Origin of the sequence: Pantoea sp. BJFS-204 (assembly GCF_049310725.1) — a bacterium.
In the GTDB taxonomy this organism is placed as follows: domain Bacteria; phylum Pseudomonadota; class Gammaproteobacteria; order Enterobacterales; family Enterobacteriaceae; genus Pantoea; species Pantoea agglomerans.
In genome coordinates this window covers 100,422-121,205 of the sequence record NZ_JBMOWE010000005.1, presented here as the reverse complement: position 1 = coordinate 121,205, position 20,784 = coordinate 100,422, and the positions used below count along the sequence as shown (strand labels likewise).

The window sequence follows — 20,784 nt, the reverse complement described above, 5'->3', positions numbered from 1 at the left end:
AACCGGAAAGGTACCCTGTGACTGACAAAATTCACTCTGTTGCCGTGATCCCTGGCGACGGCATCGGCAAAGAAGTGATGCCGGAAGGCGTCCGTGTAATGAATGCGGCCGCAGAGAAATTTAACATTCCGCTGCGCTGGGAGTGGTTCGATTACGCCAGTGCCGACTACTGGCAGCAGCATGGCAAAATGTTGCCTGACGACTGGTTTCCACAGCTGAAAGCCTTTGATGCGATCTATTTTGGCGCAGTCGGCTGGCCCGATGTGGTGCCCGACCACGTTTCACTGTGGGGCTCGCTGCTGCAGTTCCGCCGGGAGTTCGATCAATATGTGAATCTGCGTCCGGTGCGACTGATGCCAGGCGTCAAAGCGCCGCTGGCGAACCGTCAGCCCGGCGATATCGACTTCTATGTGGTACGCGAAAACACGGAGGGTGAATACTCCAGCGTCGGCGGCACCATGTTCCCCGGCACCGAACGTGAAGTGGTGATTCAGGAGACGGTGATGACGCGCACCGGCGTCGATCGCATCCTGAAGTTTGCCTATCAGCTGGCGCAGAGTCGGCCGAAGAAACACCTGACCTCCGCCACCAAATCGAACGGCATTGCCATCACCATGCCCTACTGGGATAGCCGCGTTGAAGCCATGGCCGGTCAGTTCCCCGATGTTCGCGTCGATAAGTATCACATCGATATTCTCACCGCTAACTTCGTGCTGCATCCGGACTGGTTTGATGTGGTGGTCGCCAGCAATCTGTTTGGCGATATCCTCTCCGATCTCGGCCCGGCCTGTACCGGCACTATCGGCATCGCCCCTTCGGCCAATATCAACCCGGAAGGCCTGTTCCCCAGCCTGTTTGAACCGGTTCACGGTTCTGCGCCCGATATCGCCGGTAAAGGCGTCGCCAATCCCATCGGACAGATCTGGTGTGGCGCGATGATGCTGGAGCACCTCGGCTACAAAGCGGCAGGTGATGCGGTGTTAGACGCGATTGAACGCACGCTGGCAGCGGGTGAGCACCTGACGCGCGATCTCGGCGGCAGCGCCAGCACCGAACAGCTCGGTATGGCCATCGCCGCCGCGCTGTGATTTAGTCCGGCAACTGCACCACGCACTCGGGGTGCCAGCCTGGCGGTAACGGTTCCGGCCGTACTATCGCCAGGCTGTGCAGTTGCAGGTTCTCCACCCCGCGTGCAAACAGGCCCGGCAGCCCGCCGGGATAGCGCTCTACGCCAAAAGCTTCGCCGGTTTTCGGGTCAAGTTTGTAGGCGTTATCCAGCCCCATGCCGGTCGGGGAGTCCGGATTACAGGGCGGCCGTACGTCATAGTGTCCCTGTGCAACCGGTGCCACGATCTGCCGCATTTGCAGCTGGCTGATGACCACATCGCGTATCCAGCCCGGTTCTGCGGCATGCAGGTTAATCGCCCCTTCCGCCACGCCCGTAACGTTACTGAACTGCACCTGCTCTACGATGCCTGGCGTAATGGCGGGATCGCGCCTGCGCACCGAAATATGCAGCGGATCGGCTTTTCCCCAGTGACAGGGCGGCGCATGGTGACAGGCAAAAGTCAGATTACTGAACAGCAGACGCCGCATCGCGCCGCCGTCACGCGACAGAATGCCAATGCCACGGTTGGAATCAAAAATGGTGCAGCCGGTCACCGTGACATCTTCCACATCATCCCAGGTTTCAGTGCCGATTTTAAAGGCGCAGCTGTAGCTACGCAGCAGGCAGTTGGTGATCATAATCTGCCGCGCCGGACGCCGCAGCGCGGCCGGTTTATGGGTGGTTTTGATGCAGATGGCATCATCGGCGGCACTGAGATAGCTATTGCTGACAAACACCGCTTCGCAACTGTCGATATCGAGCGCATCGGTATTCGGCATGGTCATGGCATTGTCGATGGTGAGGTGGTCGATATGCACATGGCGACAGCTCACCAGATGCACCGTCCACATTGGCGCCTGCACGATGGTAAAGGCGGTCAGCGTTACCTGCTCGCAATCTTCAAACACAATGATCCGCGGCCGGTCCGCACGCGGCAGGCGATAGCCCTGCTCGTCACGCTCAGCGGCAAACCAGGCTTCACCGTCACCGTCTATACGGCCGGTGCCGCTGATGGTGATATTGCGCTGGCCCAGCGCATAGAGCAGCACATTGTGGGACTTCTCAGCACAGCTCAGCGCCTGTACCGCCTGGTAATCAGCCAGCCGCTGACTGGCGATCAGCACCGCGCCCGCTTCAAGATGGAGTTCAAAATCAGAGGGCAGATTCAGGCAGCCGCTGCGATAACGCCCGGCAGGCAGGGTCAGACGGCCACCGCCCGCCGCCGCAATCTGATCCATAGCGCGTTGCAGCACGGCCGTGTCCGGGGTTTCGCCATCGGCGACAGGGTGAAAATCAGCAAGGGAAAGGTGCATCATGCGTCTCCCGCAGGATTGAGGAGGAGGAATTGCAGCACGATACGGCGCGGCAAACCTTTGTCTGGCCGCCAGTGCGCCGTTTCGTGCGGGCTATCACAGATTACTTCACGGCCCCTTCGGTGACGCCGCTGATGAACTTGCGCTGGAAAATCAGGAACACCACGATCAGCGGCATAATCACAATCATCGCGCCCGCCATCAGCACCGGAATGTCGATGGTGTTTTTGTTCTGGAAAAACATCATGCCAATTGGCAGTGTGCGTAACTCATCCTTGTTGACCAGAATCAGCGGGATCAGGAACTCATTCCAGGTCCAGATAAACAGCAGCAGCCCCAGCGTTGAGAGGGTCGGCCAGATAGCGGGCACCAGAATGCCCCACAGAATTTTGACCCGCGATGCCCCATCCATTACCGCCGCTTCCACCAGTTCTTTCGGCACCTGCTGGAAAGCACTGGCGATCATCAGCGTGGTAAAGGGCAGCGACAGGGCGATTTGCGGCAGGATCAGCGCCAGATAGGTGTTGGTCAGCCCCATCCAGCGCAGCTCGTGATAGAGCGGAATGATAAAGGCTTCACTCGGCAATACCATCCCCAGCGCCAGCATCGCTCCGATGACTTTTTTACCAGGGATTTTCAGCCACGCGAAACCGAACCCGGCCAGAATGCCCAGCAGCACGCTGAACAGCACCACCGGAATCACCACCAGCACCGAGTTGAGGAAGTAGACGTTGAAGTGTCCCTGTTGCCACGCGGTCAGGTAGTTTTTGAAATTCAGCGAGGCGGGCAGCGTGAAGACCCCCTGAAACAGCTCCATCTGGGTTTTGAACGACGTCATCAGCGCCATCAGGAACGGCAGAATCGTCATCAGCGCCACGATCCAGATCAGCGCGCGTGAAATCACCGGCGAGCTTCGCATCAGTAACGCTCCTTTAAGGCCAGATGGATCAGATAGTTAATCCCTAAAACAATGACCATGCTGAACACCGCCACCGACGAGGCGTAGCCAAAGTAGTGCAGATCAAAGCCCTGCTTATACATAAAGATGTTGGTCACCATGGTGGAGGTGCCCGGGCCGCCCTGCGTCATCACATAGACCAGGTCAAAGGCTTTCAGGCTGGCGATCACCGTCAGCAGCAGGGCAATCCGCAGCTCGGGTCGCAGGCCTGGCAGCGTAATGCGCATAAACTTCTGGCGACGCGACGAGCCATCGAGATCGGCCGCTTCCAGCAGTGAGGGATCCATGCGCTGCAGGCCCGCCATAAACAGCACCAGACAGAAACCGAAGAAGTACCAGGTGGCGACCAGACCCACGGCGGGCAGCGCCCAGGTAAAATCACCCAGCCAGGAGAGCGCCAGCTGGGGCAATCCGATTGCGCGTAATATCTGGTCGATCGGACCAAACGCCGGGTTATAGAGCCAGCGCCACACCACGCCCAGCACCGCCATCGGCATGATGTAGGGCAGGAAAAAGAGAATGCGCAGCACGCTGCGTTCGCTGTTGTTGCGCGTGTCATACAGAAAGCTGCAGAGCAGCAGGCCGACGCCAATCGGCAACAGGGTATAGAACAGCATCAGGATGGCGTTATTGCCCAGCGCAATCCAGAACACCGGATCGCTGAACATCCGCAGATAGTTGCTGACGCCGCTAAACACCGGCAGCGAGGTGCCGTCCCATTCGGTAAAACTGATGCCCAGCGAGGCCAGTAGCGGGAACAGCAGAAACACCGCATAGACCAGCACCGCAGGCAGAACATAGAGAAAATTACGCCAGCCACTTAAATTCAACATAACTCTACTCGTGGTTCAGAACGAGGCTCAGGCCCGGCTGTTCGCCGGGCCTCCGGCTTAATGCTTCAGTGTTTTCAGGTAACGCTGATAGTTGTTATCAAAATTAACTACCATCTGATCGGGTGTCTGACGGCCCGCCAGCAGCAGCTGAACGTTCTGATTCAGCTCGGCGTTCATGGTGGGTGTCGCCCAGTCCACGTAGTGGCCTAAACCGTCGTAATCATTGAGTGTCAGCCAGACCTGATACGCCTCGGCCAGCAGCGGATTGTCCGCTGGCATTTTCGCCGCTTTGTTGGTGCTGGCAGGCAGGAAGCCCACCTTCAGCCAGCGGTTCGCCATGGCATCAGAGACCATATAGTTGATGAACTTCGCCGCACCTTCCTGCTGATCTTTGCCTTTGGCAGTGCTGGTGATGGAGAACGCCAGATCGGTACCGCCCACCATCAGCGGTTGCTTCACGCCTTCACCGGCAGGCATCGCGGCAAAGTGAATATCTTTGTTGTCTTTAAACTGGCCGAGATACCAGGTGCCGCTGACCAGGAACGCGGCCTGGCCGTTCTGGAACAGCGTCGCCGCATCGTCGTGACCGATGCCCTGGAAGCCAGGGAAGAAGTACCCTTTGTCGGTCCAGCTCTTCATCATAGAGGCGGCATTGACCAGCTTGCTGTCTTTGAAGGTGCCGCCCACATCGTAAATCAGATTATCCAGCGTCTTGCGGTCGTGGCTCTCAATCTGCGCCTGCCACAGGGTGCTGAGCAGCTGCTGGCCCATGTTGCCATCCAGCAGACCGAGCATCATCGGCGCGGTGCCCTGCTGCTTCAGTTTCGCCATCGCGCTTTCCAGCTCAGCCAGCGTTTTCGGCACGGCAATACCTGCTTTATCCAGCAGCGCTTTGTTGTAATAGAGCCCGACCATCTCGCCCAGGCTGGCGACGCCATAGAGTTTGCCGCTGCCGAACTCGCCGCTGTCTGACCAGCGGTTACGTTTCAGAATCGAGTCCGGGAAGCGTGTGGTCCAGCCGTTGCTGGCGGCGTAGCTGTCGAGCGGCAGCAGCAGCTTATCTTTAACCAGCGAGCCCATATCGCCGCCGCCCTGGTTGACCTGAGCGATCTGCGGGCCATCACCGGCGGTCAGCGCCAGCTTCAGAGGAATACGGGTATCTTCAAAGGAGTGAACCGAGCGGTTAATCACAATGCCGGGATTCTGCTGGGAAAACTCTTTAATCCCTTCATCTACCGCGGCAGTCTGCTCCGGGTAGTTGTAGATATCCCACTCATTCAGGGTAACGGCGGCGTGGGCGGCATGCGAGACGCTGCCCGCCAGCAGGCCCGCTGCCAGCAGCCGACCCACATTGCGAATTCGGAACGAACGAACGGAGGAAACAGACATTATGCTCACCTTCTTCAGACCAGGATCGGCATCCTTTCATCTCACCGCCTGACATCCTGCAGGCTGCAGCCGCACACAAACGCACTCACTCATACTTACTTTAATAAAAAAATAAAGTCAAACAGCCTGCGCGGGGAATTACAACGCTGTGAGCACGCGCAAATAAACAGCGGCATGGCGTGAAATTCAGCACACTGCGCTGGCATTTACGCGATTAACCGTGGCGGTGCGTCGCCAGCTACTTTTTCTGCAGCAGGAGATGCCAGTGCAATCATTGCAAAATAACGTCCTGATAAAACATACGAAAATCCTATCACGCTCACACTTTTCCCCTTTCACTGGCCGTGAATCTGCTGCCAGCCGCCACGATCCGGGCGTGTTGGCGATCACAGTTGTGCATCCCGATGCCGGTAAACATTGCCGAAGCGCCCGTGTTAGTGAGATAAGGTAATTATTCTATCTTGAAAACTAAGTCCACTTTCATTAACGTAACTTTTATATGCGGATCTGTTCAATCCCTGACCGATTCACTCACTCACGAGAATTCACCATGGCGAATCAAGGTGTCATTCGTCCGGCCACCCCGGCGGACTACCCGGCGCTCTACCGCATCTGCCTGGAAACAGCCGATGCAGGTGGCGATGCCCGCGCGCTCTATTCCGATCCTGACTATCCCGGCCAGCGTTTTGCTGTGCCTTATGCGCGTTTCGCGCCTGACTTTGCTTTTGTGCTGGAGCGGGACGGTGAGGTGCAGGGTTATGTGGTCGCCGCGCCCGATACCCGCGCGTTTGAAGCGCAGCTACAGACCGAATGGTGGCCGCAGCTGCAGGAGAAATATCGTGATCGCAGCGCCAGCGCGCCGCTCGACAGCAAAGTGCTCGACTCAATACGCCATCCTGACCAGGCCGCTGACACGCTGGTGACGCAGTGGCCCGCTCATCTGCATATCAACCTGCTGCCGGCGGCACAGAAAGGCGGCTGGGGTCGCCGGATGATTGAGCATGAGCTGGCGGCGCTGCGCGCTGCCGGTGTCAGCGGTGTCCATCTTGGCGTCAGCCTGCAGAATGAGCAGGTCTGTGCCTTTTATCAGCGCATGGGGTTCACCCCAATCCTGCGCAGCAATGCCATCTACATGGGCCAGTTACTCTGAGTGAGGTAGCCGATGACCAGCCTGCGCTTGCAGAATGTGAAGAAGTCTTATGAACACGTTAATGTCATTCATGGCATCGATCTGACGATCAACAGCGGCGAATTTGTGGTGTTTGTCGGGCCATCCGGCTGCGGCAAATCGACACTGCTGCGGATGATCGCCGGGCTGGAGGAGATCAGCAGCGGTCAGTTGCTGATTGAGGAGCAGGACATGACGCAGCAGCCCGCCACCGAGCGCGGCATTGCTATGGTGTTTCAGTCTTATGCGCTCTACCCCAACATGACGGTGCGCGGCAACCTGGCCTATCCGCTTGAGGTAATGAAAAAGTCCAAAGCGGAGATCAACGAGGCGATTGCCCGGACGGCCGCCCGCCTGCATCTCACCGAACTGCTCGACCGCCTGCCGCGCGCGCTCTCTGGCGGACAACGGCAGCGCGTGGCGATTGGCCGGGCAATTATCCGTCATCCGCGTATCTTCCTGTTCGATGAGCCGCTCTCTAACCTCGATGCCGAGCTACGTTTGCAGATGCGGATTGAGATTGCGCGGCTGCACGCCTCGCTCGGCAATACCATGATTTATGTCACCCACGATCAGCTGGAGGCGATGACGCTGGCTGACCGCATCGTCGTGCTGCGTCAGGGCCGCATTGAGCAGGTCGGCGCACCGCTGACGCTCTATCACGACCCGGATAACCTGTTTGTCGCCGGTTTTATCGGCTCGCCAAAAATGAACTTCCTGCGGGCGGAAATCAGCGCCACGGGCGAGGGTGAAGTGCAGCTGCGGGTGCCGGAACTGAAGATTGAGGGGCTGGTGCTGAAAATCGCCGCCGACTGCCGCGAGGGGCAAACCGTGACGCTGGGGATTCGTCCCGAGCATTTCCAGCCTGCCGCGCAGACGCCGGAGGCATTGCGCTTTCACGGCGAGCTGGCCTATGGCGAAATGCTGGGCCACACCAACTATCTCTACCTGGATATCGGGCGTGAAGAGATGCTGGTGGTGGAAGAGCGTGAAGCAACCACGCGCGATCTGGGAACCCAGGTTGAACTGGGCTTTTCTGCCGCGCACTGCCTGCTGTTTGATGAGCAGGGAATGCGCCTGCGCTAAGGGAAGCGCGGAAACAAAAACGGGCGCCGCGGCGCCCGTTTTTATTCGAGGGATAACTCAGGTAACCGGCTCTTCATCGGCCTGCGCCGCCAGCAGATCAAGCAGCCGGTTGACGGCAAAACCCGCCGCGCCCAGCGCCCACATGCGGTTCGATTCAGTCAGGAACTGCAGCGGCGTCATGTGCGGCGTCAGTTTAAGCCGGTAGGCCTGGAAGCTCTGGGTGATGTGATCGAGCAGAATGCGTGACGCCATGTGCGGCTCCATCGCCAGATAAACCACATCCGGATCGTAAGCCACCGACAGGTTCGCCAGTGAAATTCCCAGCTCGCGTCCTGCCTCTTCCAGCACCGCCAGCACCTCGGGTGTTGGCCGCTGATCCAGCGCCTGCAACGTGAGGCCTTCCACCGGTTCCTGGTCAGCAAGCCGTTGCAGAATGGCACGCGATGAGGCGACATCTTCCAGCAGACGCAGTGAGCCGTCGCCCACCAGCCCGTTGCCAATCTCCCCCGCCTTGCCGTGACGACCGCGGTAGAGCTGACGATTCAGGATGATGCCCGCCCCGATCCCTTTGCCGTAGGTGGCGATCACCGCCGACTGCGCGTTGCCGAGCTGACCAAACACCAGCGCCGCCATTGCCATGGCGTTGGCGTCATTCTCGATAAACACCGGCAGCGAAAAACGCTCTTCCAGCAGGCGCGCAATCGGGACGTTGTCCCAGTCGAGCACTTTGGATCGGATACAGTAGCCGTTTTCGGCATCGACCAGTCCCGACAGTGCCAGGCCAATGGCGCCCACCCGCTTCTCCTCAACACCGCGCAGGAATTTCGCCAGCGCATCGCCGAGCTGGCGCGGCGTCAGCGTGCCTTTCGGCATCTGCTGCTCGCCCAGCAGATTGCCGCTGAGATCGGTCATGACGATCAGGTTGCGTTCCGCATTGAGCTGAATGCCAATCACGCTGGCGCGATCGGGATTGAGCCCAAGCAGCGTTTTTGGCCGCCCCATCGACACGCGACGCAGCCCCAGCTCCTGCACGATTTCCTGCGCCAGCAGGCGATTAGTCGCCTGCGACACGGTCGACATGCTCAGTCCGCTACGAACTTTCAGGTCTGACTGGCTGATCGGCGCATTTTCAACAATCAACCGCAGAATGCGCGCGGTTACGTTGGGAGCGGTCATAAATTCCTCGGGTTATCTGGCTGAGGATGCTCAGCCAGCTTCAGATCGGTAATCGGGCAGGCGTCAGCTGCTGCGCCAGTATCAGCGCCCCGCTCAGGGCATCGCCCTGCGGCGTCACCAGCCGGGCCTGAATATCGTCATCCAGCCAGCGCTGAATCGGCGTGGCCAGTCCCCCCATCAGCGCCACGGGTCCGCTGCTCAGGGCAGTCAGACGGCGGACCATCAGGCCGATATCGGCTGCGGTCTGATGCAGCAGATCCTGTGCATGACCATCGCCCGCGTCGGCGGCCGCAAAAATCTGTGGCACCACGCGGGCCCAGTCTGCAGGCGTCGCTGAGCGCGTCCAGAGCAGCATGGTTTCCGGACTGTGGTCGAACTGCGCCATCAGCTGCCGGGTAAGAGCGCTCTGGGTAATAATCGCTTCATGGGCCAGCAGCGCCAGCCGCAGCGCACGACGGCCCAGCTCAGCGCCCGATCCCTGGTCAGACAAGGCAAAGCCCCAGCCGCCAAGCAGCGTAAACTGTTCGCCATCCCACGCGGCTCCCTGACTGCCGGTGCCGATAATAAAGACGGCGCCAGGTGCGCCGCCATGGGCGCCCGCACAGGCGATCTCCACATCGCTGACCACCTGTAACGCCGCGCAGGCAGGTTGCCAGCTGGCGAGCCGCGCCTGTACCGAGGTGACATTCGCACCGGCTAATCCGGCGACCAGCGCGGTTTGCGCCAGCGCCTCCGGGGCTAATCCCGCCTGTGACAATACCCGTTCGATCAGCTGCCCGACGCAGGTCAGCGCCGCGTCATAGTCTGACCAGACGTTGGCAGGCCCGCCGGTGGCTTCCGCCAGCATGCGACCCTGCAGGTCGGTTAACCGCGCGCGACACTGTGTACCGCCGCCATCAATGCCCAGAAGATAGTGTGGTTGCACGCGCTTCCTTCCCTGATTAAGGGTTATAGCCATAATGAGCGAACGATAGGATAAAAAAACTTAAATCGCAATAACAAATAAATATAGCAAAATCATATCTGAATTTTCTTCTTATTTTACATCATGATAACAAAAACCCCCTCGCAAAACGCGCAGTGCGTTATTGACATTAGTTTTTCTGTCGTAATAAGTTGGTGGTCAGATTATCAACAGGCGCGCCCGATCACAGGCGGGCTATGCATCATGCGATTTCAGGAGCAGGGGTTTAACATGAAAGTAGGCATTATCGGTCTCGGCTTTCGACTGTCCCACGTGATCAAAGAGTTCAGCAAAGCCGACGACGCCTTCTCGGTAGTGGGTTATTACGATCCGGCACCTGCCGGACTGCCTAATCTGCACAGCTTTGGTATCGCGCCCGGCCAGGCCTTTGCGTCAATCGATGCTCTGCTGGAACATGGCGGAATGGATGTCGTGCTGGTTGGCTCTCCCAACTTTCTGCATCTGGAGCATGTGGGTCAGGCGCTGGCAGCGGGTTACACGGTGTTTACCGAAAAGCCGGTGGTGATCAATGAAGAGCAGACCATGGAAATGGCGAAGCTGGTACGTCAGTATGGCGAAGCGCGCATTCTGGTCGGCCTGGTACTGCGCTATTCCCCGCTCTATCACGATCTGCTGGCGGCACGCGATGCGGGTCAGTTGGGTGAGATCACCTCGATTGAGGCGACAGAACATATCAAGCCTTATCACGGCGCATTCTTTCAGCGCGACTGGCGCCGTCTGGAGAAATATGCCGGTCCGTACATTCTGGAAAAATGCTGTCACGACATCGATCTCTATCAGGGGCTGTTGCAGGAGCGCCCGATCCGCGTCGCCAGCTTTGGTGGCCGGAAATCCTTTACTCCCGCTCATGCGCCGCAGGGAGCTATCACCGCTGACTCAGAACTTTATCACGTGAAGCCCAGCGGCTGGTCGAGCACCGATGCGGTGTTCGACAGCGATGCCGATATTGTCGACTACCAGACTGCCTTGATTGAGTACGAAGGCGGCGCGACGCTGGCCTTCCACGCCAATCTGAATGTGCCGGATGAGTTCCGCCGTTTCTGTGTCATGGGCACCGACGGCATGGCGGAAGGCGACTTCGTGCGAAATTACTTCCGCGTACACAACGCACGCAGCGGCGAGAAAGAGGTCGATACCGCCTACAGCGGCAATGCGTATGATGGCCATTACGGCGCAGATGCGCTGATGGCTGAAGAGATCGTTAAACATATTAAACAGGGAACACCGCTGAAAGTTTCAGTAGTGGACGCGCTGGAAGCAGGCCTCACGGCAATAAAAATCGATGAGGCCCGTAAAACCCGCAGCGTAGTGGACATGCGTGAAAGCTGGCTAACATTTGACGCCAACCTGGGAAAAACCGGGGCCTGATGGCTCCAGCCTGCGGGTCGGCCTCCCCCTCTGACCCCAGGATTTTAATGGCAGTATGACTGGTAACTTCCTGTACTGGCCTTCGGGCCAGTGACAATATTGAGGTTGAGCTGGCTCGGGAAACCGTTGCCAGCGACAACTCAACCGCCCCTTCTCCAGCCCTCTTCTCCGAAGGCGTATTTGATTAAGCTGAAGGCAGCGCTTAATGAAGGTTTTTTTCATTCCGGGCGCAGACCGAGGGGCGCTGGCAGTGAAGGTACTCATACAGCAGCAGCATTCCTACCGGGTTATCCTCCAGATTTTCGAAATCAACGTGAGTTTTTTCCAGAAGATATTTTCTCAGGGCGCTAACCGGGATGTTTTTATGGGAAGCCAGCGCCCGGCACAGCTGCGCCACGATCTCGCACTTTACTGAATACGGCACATCAGGATTATAAATTTCCGGAATGGAGTGAGTCTGATTCATAACGGAACCCTCTATAAGCGCTTAAGCTGACTGAGGAGGCCACAGGCCTGCCGATGAGAGATAAGTTATAGCAAGGAACGTGTTTTCGTGTAAATCAGGAACGTTTTGAAAGGCGTCCCGGAGCTTTGCGTTCGTCCGGTTTGCGTCTCAGTCAGAGGCAACTTACATACTCACAGCGAATGGATGGCGCTTTTGCGTTTTTGCGCAAGGCTCATGCTCCCTGAACCTGCACACAATTCTACAACCGCATCTGCCTTACCAGCATCGGTTGTTCAAACCGGATCCACCTCATTCTCCAGCTTCTGACGCCGTCGCAGATGCGGAAACAACTTCATCCAAAGCGCCACCACTACCAGCGTACCGATGCCGCCAATCGCCGCCGCCGGTGCCGCACCCATCCAGGCTGCCAGCAACCCAGACTCAAACTCGCCCAGCTGATTCGACGTATTAATGAAAATCGCGTTAACCGCATTCACCCGACCGCGCATGGTGTCCGGCGTATCCAGCTGCACCAGCGCACCCCGGATCACCATACTCACCATATCAAAGCCACCCAATGCACAGAGCGCCACCAGCGACAGCCATAACTGCGTGGAAAGCGCGAACACCAGCGTCGCAACGCCAAAGCCCGCCACCGAGCCAAACATAATCATCCCGACATGCTTCTCCAGCTTGTGACGGCTCAGCCAGATGCCCACCAGCAATGCTCCCACCGACGGTGCGCCGCGCAACATCCCCAACCCCCAGGGCCCGGTATGCAGAATATCTTTGGCAAAAATCGGCAGCAGCGCCGTTGCACCGCCCAAAAGCACCGCAAACAGATCGAGCGAAATTACCCCAAGTACATCTTTGCGCTCACGGATAAAGTGAATCCCGGCAAACAGATTCTTCATATTCATCGGCAGACGAGCCTGCACCGGACGCTCATAACGCAGCAGACTCACCAGCGTCAGCGAAACCAGATAAAATAGCCCGGAAACGCCATACACCACATGCGGCCCGGCGACATAAAGCAGCCCGCCAATCGTCGGCCCGACGATAACCGCTGCCTGACCGCCCACGGAGTTCATCGCCATCGCACGCGCCAGAATCGAAGGTGGCACCAGCGACGGCAGCATCGAAGACATCGCAGGCCACTCCAGCGCTTTCGCCACTGCAATCATAAACACCAGCCCCCACAACGCGGTCTTATCGGGGGTATGGAATAAGGTAAGCACCACTAATGCCAGCAGTGCGGCAAATTCCACCAGCTGACCCAACAGCACGATCCGCCGCCGGTCATATTGATCCGCCAGATGGCCCGCTGGCAGCGCCAGCAACACCGACGGCAGAAACTGCATTAAGCCAATCATCCCTAACGCCATCGCGCTGTTGGTCAGCGCATAGATCTGCCAGCTGATTGCGACCGAGAACATCTGAAAACCAAATGATGAGCAGGTACGCGCCACCCAGAAGGCGACAAATGTCCGATGTCGCCACAGCGACTCTTCCGCTGCCGATGCCATAAATACCATGTCTTATCCCAAATCAGGTGAGGAAACCCGCGTCGTTGCGCGGTGTTATTGGTGTGGTGATTGTCGGCTTCACGATAGCAGACCGGATGCGAGCAGAAGGCCTGCGGCTCCAGCGCAGCCTCCCTGCGCGATAAGCAGCGTCCCTGTCCGGCCGAGGCGCGTCAGACCCCTCATGATTATTACCAGCCTATTGGTCCCGACTATTGAATATATTCCAGCACATCATCAGACGCCAAAGGAATTATCGTTTCTTTGCTAACAGGTTTATTTACTTTCTCAGGCAACAAAAGGATGATTTGGATTAAGCATGTGATCTATATTTATTCACGCGTTTAGAAAAATGCGACTTTTTATATGCTTAATTAACAACAAATCCTTTCTATTGAATTTCATAGAGATAATGAAAAACAGTTTATATAACCCCTATGTTACTGAACCAATCCATCACGTTAAGCGTAATGTCACTGGCATTTGTTATAGCGTGCCTTATCTTCAGCAAAACCAGGATAGCGGCAATATACTTAATACAAACAACATTATTTCATTACACAATCAAATTGCTACTGAAGCAGCATTAATGGTTGTGCCGGTGGAAGATATTCGATTACGGGGAATGATCGCGGTTCCGGATGCCTATACGCATTTACAAAATGCGCGTGTCCGGATTGGAATTAATTATTCCAGTCTGGCAGCACACAGTACGTCACTGCTTGAATTAACAAAGAAATTTGATTTCTGGCTTTATGATTTTGCGCCGCCGGGTGCAGACTGGCGACTGCTGGAATCTTTTCCTTTTTCAGGAATTGTTTTAACCGAATCTTTCTTTAATGATAATTATGAGAAGTTTACCTTTCCCTTTTTTATGGCGACGTTTCGTGAAAAAGGGGCAGAGGTAATCGTACGAAGTCATACGCCGCCCTTAACCGCTGAGCAGTTTGCTGAGATAAATATCAGCGGCTGGCAACAGCAACGCTCGGACGGCGATCTTATTAGCTGCTGATTCACAAATCCTGCCTTCCGGCGTTAAGGGCACACGGCGGTGCGCTTAACGTCCTTTAATCCCCCATAAAATGTCGTTTTATTCCAGTTGTTAAGCGGTTTAAGCCAAAAAAATCAAACCTCGATCTGATTTTGCTATAACATTTAACACAAAGGGATCGTCTGTCTTAACGGAAGAGATACTTCAGAACACCCTAATCATTTGTACTTGATAACTGGAAACAGCCTATCTGGTTGTTTTCGTGTGTTTTATGGCAACGAAACGAGGTCGATATTATGGGGAAAAACTCCTCATCTTTTGGCGTAATTCGTTTCCTGACGGTGCTGTTCGCAGTGCTGACGGGCGCGTTTATGCTGATTGGCGGTGGCTGGTTAGCCGCCATTGGTGGTTCCTGGTATTACGTTTTTGGCGGTGTGGTGATGCTTATCACCGCTTATCTGCTTTCCCGTCGTAAAAGCACTGCGCTGGTTCTCTATGCGTTGCTGCTGATCGGCACCCTGATCTGGGGTGTATGGGAAGTGGGCACCGACTTCTGGGCACTGGCACCACGCACCGATGTGCTGGTGATCTTCGGTGTCTGGCTGATCCTGCCGTTTGTCTATCGCAGCTTCAATGCGGGCAGCAAAGCCGCGCTGGGTACCATGGCTGTGGCGCTGATTGCCAGTGCCATTGTGCTGGCCTATGCGGTATTCAACGATCCGCAGGTCATCAACGGGTCAGTACCAGAAACCGCTGACAACGCCCCGCAGGCTGCGCCGCTGAGCAACATCCCGGACGCTGACTGGCCCGCTTATGCGCGTGATCAGCAGGGAACCCGTTTCTCTCCGCTGAAGCAGATTAATCACCAGAACGTGAAAGAGTTGCAGGTTGCCTGGCAGTTCCAGACTGGCGACATGAAAACCCCTAACGATCCGGGTGAAATTACCGACGAAGTCACGCCGATTAAAATCCGCGACACGCTTTATCTCTGTTCGCCACACCAGATCCTGTTTGCACTGGATGCGGCCACCGGTAAGCAGAAGTGGAAGTTTGATCCGGGCATGAAGGTCAACCCAACCTTCCAGCACGTGACCTGTCGCGGTGTTTCTTACCACGAAGTGCCGGCAGCCGCCGATGCAGCGAACACTCAACCTGCGCTGTGTTCACGTCGTATCTATCTGCCGGTCAACGATGGTCGTCTGTTTGCACTGGACGCAGAGACCGGCGAACGCTGCCCGGCATTTGGCGTTAACGGCGAGCTGGATCTGCAACACAAACAGCCTGTCACCACTGCGGGTCAGTATGAGCCGACCTCACCGCCGGTGATTACTAACACCACCATCGTGATGGCGGGTGCGGTTACCGATAACTACTCAACCCGCGAGCCGTCAGGCGTGATTCGTGGCTTTGATGTGAATACCGGCAAACTGCTGTGGGTGTTTGATCCAGGCGCAAAAGATCCTAATGCCATACCGGCTGATGAACACACCTTCACCATGAACTCTCCGAACTCATGGGCACCGGCAGTTTACGATCCGAAACTGGATACCGTTTACCTGCCGATGGGCGTGAGCACACCGGATATCTGGGGCGGTAACCGCACACCAGAGCAGGAGCGTTATGCAAGCAGCGTGCTGGCCCTGAACGCCACCACCGGTAAGCTGGTCTGGTCTTATCAGACTGTGCATCACGATCTGTGGGATATGGATCTGCCGTCGCAGCCTACGCTGGCTGACATCACCGACAAAGATGGCAACACCGTACCGGTTGTCTACGCGCCAGCGAAAACCGGCAACATCTTTGTACTGGATCGCCGTACCGGCAAGCCAGTCGTGCCTGCGCCAGAAACGCCAGTGCCACAGGGTGCTGCTAAAGGCGATCACGTTGCCGCCACTCAGCCCTACTCTGAGCTGACCTTCCGTCCGAAACAGAATCTCACGGACAAGGATATGTGGGGCGCAACGATGTTTGACCAACTGGTGTGCCGCGTGATCTTCAAGCGCCTGCGCTATGAAGGTCCGTTCACCCCGCCATCTGAGCAGGGTACGCTGGTGTTCCCGGGTAACCTCGGTATGTTCGAATGGGGCGGCATCGCAGTCGATCCTCATCGCCAGATCGCGATTGCTAACCCAATGGCGCTGCCGTTTGTCTCTAAGCTGATTCCACGTGGCCCAGGCAACCCGATTGAGCCGCCGAAAGGCGCTGAAGGTGGTTCAGGTACTGAAACCGGTATTCAGCCACAGTATGGCGTGCCGTATGGCGTCGAGCTGAACCCGTTCCTGTCACCGTTTGGTCTGCCATGCAAACAGCCTGCCTGGGGTTACATCTCCGCGGTGGATCTGAAGACCAACAACGTGGTGTGGAAACAGCGTATCGGTACCGTTCGCGATAGCGCACCGGTTCCGCTGCCGTTCAAAATGGGTATGCCGATGCTGGGTGGTCCTATCACCACCGCAGGTAAGGTGTTCTTCATTGGTGCGACCGCAGATAACTACCTGCGTGCTTTCAGCACTGATACCGGCGAACTGTTATGGCAGGCACGTCTGCCAGCAGGCGGCCAGGCGACACCAATGACCTATGAAGTGGATGGCAAGCAGTACGTTGTCATCGCGGCAGGGGGTCACGGCTCGTTTGGTACCAGGCTGGGCGATTATGTGATTGCCTACGCGCTGCCAGACCAGAAGTAATTCACGCAGCTGTGAATAAACTAAGGCGGACTCCGGTCCGCCTTTTTTGATCGCACTACTTTTTCATGCCACGCCAGTTGAGCCAGGCGCAAAACAGCATCACCACGCAGGTTGCCAGAAACACCGGCCGCATCCCGAATGCACCGCCCACCAGTCCACCGAACAGCGGGCCGCTGACCTGGCCGATATATTGTGCCGATGTCGAATATCCCAGCATCCGCCCAACCTGTGAACCCGGCACGTTATGACGAATGATCGCCGTGATGCACGGCATCAACCCGCCCAGCGCCATCCCCATAAGAAAACGCAGCAGCACCAGTTGCCAGGCCGCCGTGATAAATGCCTGGGGTATCAGCAGCAGCCCGCTAACGACTAAACCGCCGGTCAGCACCCGCCAGTGCCCTACCCGATCGGCCAGCCGACCCAGTCGTGGTGCCGCCAGGACCGTGCCCAGCGCCGCCGCGGACATCACTAGTCCGGCTATCAGGGTAATCTGGTGGTCGCCCTGCACAAACTCGCCCACGTAAAGCGTAATAATCGGCTCAATCGACATGCTGGCGAAGATCAGCAACATGCCAGAGAGCCACATCAGCCGTATCAGGCTGTGATTAACCGGCCCGGCTTCAGGATGCGGTTGCTGGCTGGCGCGCGATGTCGCGGGAGCACGTGGCTGCTCTTTGAGTAAAAAGGTGGTGGCGAGGAAGGCGAGAAAAATCACGGCGCCGGTCAGCCAGAAAGTCTGACGAATCCCGATCAGTGGCGGTAGCACACCGCCCAGCAGCGGTCCGACCACGTTGCCGGCCATAATGCCGGAAGACAACACCCCCAGCGCCCAGCCGGTCTGCGCTTTCGGCGTTTGTGCCGCCACCAGAATGGTCGATCCCGATGCGTAGCCGCCCAGCAGCCCCGCCAGCAGGCGCAGCGCCACCAGTTGCCACGGCGCGGTCGCCATGCCAATCAGCGACATCGCAATCGCCATCCCGAGACTGGCCCGAATCAGCATCAGCTTACGACCATAGCGGTCAGCCAGCCTGCCCCACAACGGCGCAGTCAGAGCGGCGCTGAAAAAGGTCGCGCCGTAGGCAAGGCCGGACCAGCGGGCGATAGCGGCGGGCTGCTCAACGCCGAGTTGCTGAACATAGAGCGGCAGGAACGGCAGCAGCAGCGTCATCGCCACGATAGTGGTAAAAGAGCCGACGACGCAGACCCCTAAGTTACGTCGCCAGTGCTGAAACTCTGCAGTTTCGGGTGACTGTTGCATGATGATATCCGGTGAGTAATCAGGGATACAGGCTAACCGGCGTAGCGGAGTAACAACAGTCGCGGCGGGATAGTTACTCTGTGGTGCTGATTGTTGTCAGTAGGCAACAATCAGCCTGTATTCAGCGCCGCAACCAGGGCATCGCACAGCAGCGTCACGGGCGACGCCGGTTCAGGCGTGTCGTGCAGCAGCAGATAACTTTGCAGACGATCCATCTGCCACTCCGGCAGCAGTTGCTGAATATCACCGCGCGCCATCGCCTCCTGGGCCATGTAGGAGGGCAGATAGGCGATGCCGCTCCCCGCCAGTGCCGCATTGAGCAGCGCCATGCTGTTATTGGCGCGAAAACGGCTACGTACATCCAGTGCCAGCCGCTGTTTATCACGGCGGAACGGCAGTGCGGCGGTGTGCGCCGGACCATGAAACATCAGCAGGTCGTGGCGTGGCAGCATCTCAGGATGCGTGATAGCGGGTCGCTGCGCCAGGTAGGCGGGCGCGGCATAGAGCCCCCACTCGATTTCGCTGAGTACCCGAAAATTGCCCTGCTGTGGCGATCGGGATCGGATCACAATCGCCAGATCCGCCTGATCATCCAGCCGATCGTGACTGCGATCGGTCAGATCAAGATCGACATTGATATGCAGATGCCGACGCAGAAAGCGATTAAGAACAGGGACTATGCACTGGCAGCCGAACGTGACGGGTGCCTGCAGCCTGACATGGCCGGCGGGCTGCTGATGCACCTGCTGCACAAAGGCTTCGGCGCGCTGCACTTCGGCCAGCATCCGCACACAGTAGGGATAGTACGCCTGGCCCAGCTCGGTCAGCGCCAGCCGCCGGGTGGTGCGTTGCAGCAGCCGGATACCGAGCCGCAGCTCCAGACGGGCGATCTCCCGGCTGACATGGGATTTGGACAAGCCGAGTGCGCGTGCCGCCTCACTGAAACTCTGTAATTCCACAACCCGTGCAAATACCAACATGGCGGTTAAATTCGCGCCGTTTTCCATGTTTCCCGACTCCGACAGTAAAGGGATGCTGGCAACAAACTAACACGTTCGGGCGGGGTCACTGTGGCTGATGGGTAAAAAAAGGCGAGGCGAAGAACAAGTGGAGAGAAGCGCAAAGCGCGGGCCGACCTTCCCGTCCGCAGGCTGTGACGGGAAGGTCTTATCAGGCATCAGCTGGCCATCGCCAGAGGGAATAGCAGCCGATCCGGCTCGACGCGACGCTGACGGCGCAACTGGCCAGGCGTCACCATAAAGTAGTTTTTAAACGTGCGGGTATAGGCCTGCTGGGTATCAAAGCCATAGTTCATCGCCACCTGCAGTATCGCTTCGTTGCTGCTCAGCAACGTGAGCGCAGACTCGGTTAAACGGCGCTGACGGATATATTCTGCCAGTGAAAAGCCGGTATGCTGGCGAAACAGCCGTTGCAGATGCCAGCGCGAATAGCCCGAGCGGCGCGCCACCTCATCCAGATGCAGATCGTGTCCTAAGTTGTTCTCAATCCAGTCCAGCAAACTCCGAATAAACTCGCGCTGATTCATGGTTCCTCCTGTTGATGCTGATGTGCAGTGGAGCCACTCTACCTGCTAAAATTTATCCCTTAATTAGCAGAAAATTAGCGCAGAATTAGCAACGGCGGAAACGGAGGCGGAATCGCGCGGCCAGCGGGGCTTTAGTGTGAAAGTTCGTGAAGAGATTGCTGCTGAAAAAAGGCAGAAGATAAAAACGTTGAGTCAGACAAATTTATTTCTGCATCATAAGTGACGGGGGCATTCAGCCCTGTCAGGCGTCAACATGTTTGAGATATCGCTGATATTCCTGAGCCAGAAAATCAACGCCTTCCTTTCGGGTGACATAATCAACATCAATTGAGGTTATGGATGTTACATCAGGCTGATCAGGATAAAGATGCAGGTAGGTCAGATACCAGTACATAACAGCCTGACCGCCTACAGTAATAACCGGTGACGGAAGTTGTCCGGCGTTATCAATAAGATAACGGTTAAGTTTAAGGATCTGTTCTTCTGGAGGAATAGCGTGCAATGTCATAAAAAAAGCCCACCTGTATGATGAGCTTATTTTACTACCTGGCTGATTTCAGCACGGCGTGACATCAGAAAAATGCGAGGCTGCGTCCACTTTTTGCAGGCACAATACCCTGAGGACGTTTTTCAAGCACGCGGCCTGGAGCCTGACCATTTCGGACGGCTTCAACACGCTCCTGATACTCGCGCTGATGTCTGATTTTTGCTTCCTGGGCTGACATACTATTCACCGCTGAAATGTCTGGCATTAATCTGTTGCTCAAATATACGTCACCCCATTTACGCTTGCAATCGCTGGCATCTCAATGGATATGGATGGGGACATCAGGCCACCTGACTCCTCCATAAAATACCGGTGACGGCGGTCCGCGAAATAATTCGTGCTGTGGCAAGGCGGCAACTGCGTGAGTCCCCAGGAGCTGACATAAGTCAGTGACTGGGGT

At 56.9% G+C, this 20,784-nt stretch carries 18 protein-coding genes; 7 read left to right on the top strand and 11 right to left on the bottom strand.

Going from position 1 to position 20,784, the window contains the following annotated elements; genetic code table 11:
* The first annotated feature begins 17 nt into the window (after positions 1–17).
* Positions 18–1,088 (top strand): tartrate dehydrogenase, encoded by a 1,071-nt coding sequence (locus tag ACO6VX_RS15245; RefSeq protein WP_033787519.1) that lies wholly within the window; start codon positions 18–20, stop codon positions 1,086–1,088.
* Position 1,089: 1 nt separating this feature from the next.
* Here ACO6VX_RS15245 and ACO6VX_RS15240 read toward each other — a convergent pair whose 3' ends face one another.
* From ACO6VX_RS15240 to ACO6VX_RS15225, 4 genes are all read right to left on the bottom strand, one after another.
* Positions 1,090–2,421, bottom strand: coding sequence for a glycoside hydrolase family 28 protein (locus tag ACO6VX_RS15240; RefSeq protein WP_129063227.1), 1,332 nt, complete (start codon positions 2,419–2,421; stop codon positions 1,090–1,092).
* A 103-nt stretch (positions 2,422–2,524) separates the two neighbouring features.
* Positions 2,525–3,340, bottom strand: a complete 816-nt coding sequence (locus tag ACO6VX_RS15235) for a carbohydrate ABC transporter permease (RefSeq protein ID WP_187506874.1) — start codon at positions 3,338–3,340, stop codon at positions 2,525–2,527.
* A complete protein-coding gene (locus ACO6VX_RS15230; RefSeq protein ID WP_010252041.1) occupies positions 3,340–4,212 on the bottom strand; it encodes a carbohydrate ABC transporter permease in 873 nt (290 codons plus the stop codon). The genes ACO6VX_RS15235 and ACO6VX_RS15230 overlap by 1 nt, the downstream gene beginning before the upstream one ends.
* 57 nt (positions 4,213–4,269) lie before the next feature.
* Positions 4,270–5,601: an extracellular solute-binding protein gene (locus ACO6VX_RS15225; RefSeq protein WP_010252044.1), complete on the bottom strand. Its 1,332-nt coding sequence runs from the start codon at positions 5,599–5,601 to the stop codon at positions 4,270–4,272.
* Between the two features lie 550 nt (positions 5,602–6,151).
* Between ACO6VX_RS15225 and ACO6VX_RS15220 the strand changes: the two genes are divergently transcribed.
* Entirely contained in the window at positions 6,152–6,751 is a 600-nt protein-coding gene (locus ACO6VX_RS15220) for a GNAT family N-acetyltransferase (protein WP_191917321.1), read from the top strand.
* 12 nt (positions 6,752–6,763) lie between these two features.
* Complete coding sequence (locus ACO6VX_RS15215) at positions 6,764–7,855, top strand: ABC transporter ATP-binding protein (protein ID WP_010252048.1); 1,092 nt, start codon at positions 6,764–6,766, stop codon at positions 7,853–7,855.
* A gap of 57 nt (positions 7,856–7,912) precedes the next feature.
* On the opposite strand, the gene ACO6VX_RS15210 is transcribed toward ACO6VX_RS15215, so the two are convergent.
* The gene (locus tag ACO6VX_RS15210) at positions 7,913–9,031 is read right to left on the bottom strand and encodes an ROK family transcriptional regulator (RefSeq protein WP_022625245.1); all 1,119 of its coding nucleotides are present in this window, start codon (positions 9,029–9,031) and stop codon (positions 7,913–7,915) included.
* Between the two features lie 40 nt (positions 9,032–9,071).
* Positions 9,072–9,956 (bottom strand): BadF/BadG/BcrA/BcrD ATPase family protein, encoded by an 885-nt coding sequence (locus ACO6VX_RS15205; RefSeq protein WP_191924142.1) that lies wholly within the window; start codon positions 9,954–9,956, stop codon positions 9,072–9,074.
* A gap of 270 nt (positions 9,957–10,226) precedes the next feature.
* On the opposite strand from ACO6VX_RS15205, the gene ACO6VX_RS15200 reads away from it, so the two are divergent.
* Both ACO6VX_RS15200 and ACO6VX_RS15195 read left to right on the top strand, forming a co-directional pair.
* Positions 10,227–11,384: a Gfo/Idh/MocA family protein gene (locus tag ACO6VX_RS15200; RefSeq protein WP_010252054.1), complete on the top strand. Its 1,158-nt coding sequence runs from the start codon at positions 10,227–10,229 to the stop codon at positions 11,382–11,384.
* Positions 11,385–11,589: 205 nt separating this feature from the next.
* Positions 11,590–11,799: a hypothetical protein gene (locus tag ACO6VX_RS15195; RefSeq protein ID WP_010252057.1), complete on the top strand. Its 210-nt coding sequence runs from the start codon at positions 11,590–11,592 to the stop codon at positions 11,797–11,799.
* Between the two features lie 323 nt (positions 11,800–12,122).
* Here the strand turns inward: ACO6VX_RS15195 and ACO6VX_RS15190 are convergent, their stop codons facing one another.
* Positions 12,123–13,364 carry an MFS transporter gene (locus ACO6VX_RS15190; protein ID WP_163799172.1) on the bottom strand — a complete coding sequence of 414 codons (1,242 nt, stop codon included), beginning with the start codon at positions 13,362–13,364 and terminating at the stop codon, positions 12,123–12,125.
* Positions 13,365–13,764: 400 nt separating this feature from the next.
* Between ACO6VX_RS15190 and ACO6VX_RS15185 the strand changes: the two genes are divergently transcribed.
* Complete coding sequence (locus ACO6VX_RS15185) at positions 13,765–14,364, top strand: hypothetical protein (protein WP_029519503.1); 600 nt, start codon at positions 13,765–13,767, stop codon at positions 14,362–14,364.
* A gap of 275 nt (positions 14,365–14,639) precedes the next feature.
* A complete protein-coding gene (locus tag ACO6VX_RS15180; protein WP_010252065.1) occupies positions 14,640–17,030 on the top strand; it encodes a glucose/quinate/shikimate family membrane-bound PQQ-dependent dehydrogenase in 2,391 nt (796 codons plus the stop codon).
* A gap of 55 nt (positions 17,031–17,085) precedes the next feature.
* Here ACO6VX_RS15180 and ACO6VX_RS15175 read toward each other — a convergent pair whose 3' ends face one another.
* The 4 genes from ACO6VX_RS15175 to ACO6VX_RS15160 form a co-directional block, all read right to left on the bottom strand.
* The gene (locus ACO6VX_RS15175; protein WP_010252067.1) at positions 17,086–18,291 is read right to left on the bottom strand and encodes an MFS transporter; all 1,206 of its coding nucleotides are present in this window, start codon (positions 18,289–18,291) and stop codon (positions 17,086–17,088) included.
* Between the two features lie 110 nt (positions 18,292–18,401).
* Positions 18,402–19,298 (bottom strand): LysR family transcriptional regulator, encoded by an 897-nt coding sequence (locus ACO6VX_RS15170; RefSeq protein ID WP_132499352.1) that lies wholly within the window; start codon positions 19,296–19,298, stop codon positions 18,402–18,404.
* 170 nt (positions 19,299–19,468) lie between these two features.
* The gene (locus ACO6VX_RS15165; RefSeq protein ID WP_009092546.1) at positions 19,469–19,837 is read right to left on the bottom strand and encodes a helix-turn-helix domain-containing protein; all 369 of its coding nucleotides are present in this window, start codon (positions 19,835–19,837) and stop codon (positions 19,469–19,471) included.
* A gap of 241 nt (positions 19,838–20,078) precedes the next feature.
* Positions 20,079–20,345, bottom strand: a complete 267-nt coding sequence (locus ACO6VX_RS15160; protein WP_010252074.1) for a hypothetical protein — start codon at positions 20,343–20,345, stop codon at positions 20,079–20,081.
* Between the last annotated feature and the right edge of the window lie 439 nt (positions 20,346–20,784).

Coding starts and splice junctions, on each gene's coding strand:
- ACO6VX_RS15240 (WP_129063227.1), bottom strand. CDS start 2,421: ATGCACCTTTCCCTTGCTGATTTTCACCCTGTCGCCGATGGCGAAACC.
- ACO6VX_RS15235 (WP_187506874.1), bottom strand. CDS start 3,340: ATGCGAAGCTCGCCGGTGATTTCACGCGCGCTGATCTGGATCGTGGCG.
- ACO6VX_RS15230 (WP_010252041.1), bottom strand. CDS start 4,212: ATGTTGAATTTAAGTGGCTGGCGTAATTTTCTCTATGTTCTGCCTGCG.
- ACO6VX_RS15225 (WP_010252044.1), bottom strand. CDS start 5,601: ATGTCTGTTTCCTCCGTTCGTTCGTTCCGAATTCGCAATGTGGGTCGG.
- ACO6VX_RS15220 (WP_191917321.1), top strand. CDS start 6,152: ATGGCGAATCAAGGTGTCATTCGTCCGGCCACCCCGGCGGACTACCCG.
- ACO6VX_RS15215 (WP_010252048.1), top strand. CDS start 6,764: ATGACCAGCCTGCGCTTGCAGAATGTGAAGAAGTCTTATGAACACGTT.
- ACO6VX_RS15210 (WP_022625245.1), bottom strand. CDS start 9,031: ATGACCGCTCCCAACGTAACCGCGCGCATTCTGCGGTTGATTGTTGAA.
- ACO6VX_RS15200 (WP_010252054.1), top strand. CDS start 10,227: ATGAAAGTAGGCATTATCGGTCTCGGCTTTCGACTGTCCCACGTGATC.
- ACO6VX_RS15195 (WP_010252057.1), top strand. CDS start 11,590: ATGAAGGTTTTTTTCATTCCGGGCGCAGACCGAGGGGCGCTGGCAGTG.
- ACO6VX_RS15190 (WP_163799172.1), bottom strand. CDS start 13,364: ATGGTATTTATGGCATCGGCAGCGGAAGAGTCGCTGTGGCGACATCGG.
- ACO6VX_RS15185 (WP_029519503.1), top strand. CDS start 13,765: ATGAAAAACAGTTTATATAACCCCTATGTTACTGAACCAATCCATCAC.
- ACO6VX_RS15180 (WP_010252065.1), top strand. CDS start 14,640: ATGGGGAAAAACTCCTCATCTTTTGGCGTAATTCGTTTCCTGACGGTG.
- ACO6VX_RS15175 (WP_010252067.1), bottom strand. CDS start 18,291: ATGCAACAGTCACCCGAAACTGCAGAGTTTCAGCACTGGCGACGTAAC.
- ACO6VX_RS15170 (WP_132499352.1), bottom strand. CDS start 19,298: ATGGAAAACGGCGCGAATTTAACCGCCATGTTGGTATTTGCACGGGTT.
- ACO6VX_RS15165 (WP_009092546.1), bottom strand. CDS start 19,837: ATGAATCAGCGCGAGTTTATTCGGAGTTTGCTGGACTGGATTGAGAAC.
- ACO6VX_RS15160 (WP_010252074.1), bottom strand. CDS start 20,345: ATGACATTGCACGCTATTCCTCCAGAAGAACAGATCCTTAAACTTAAC.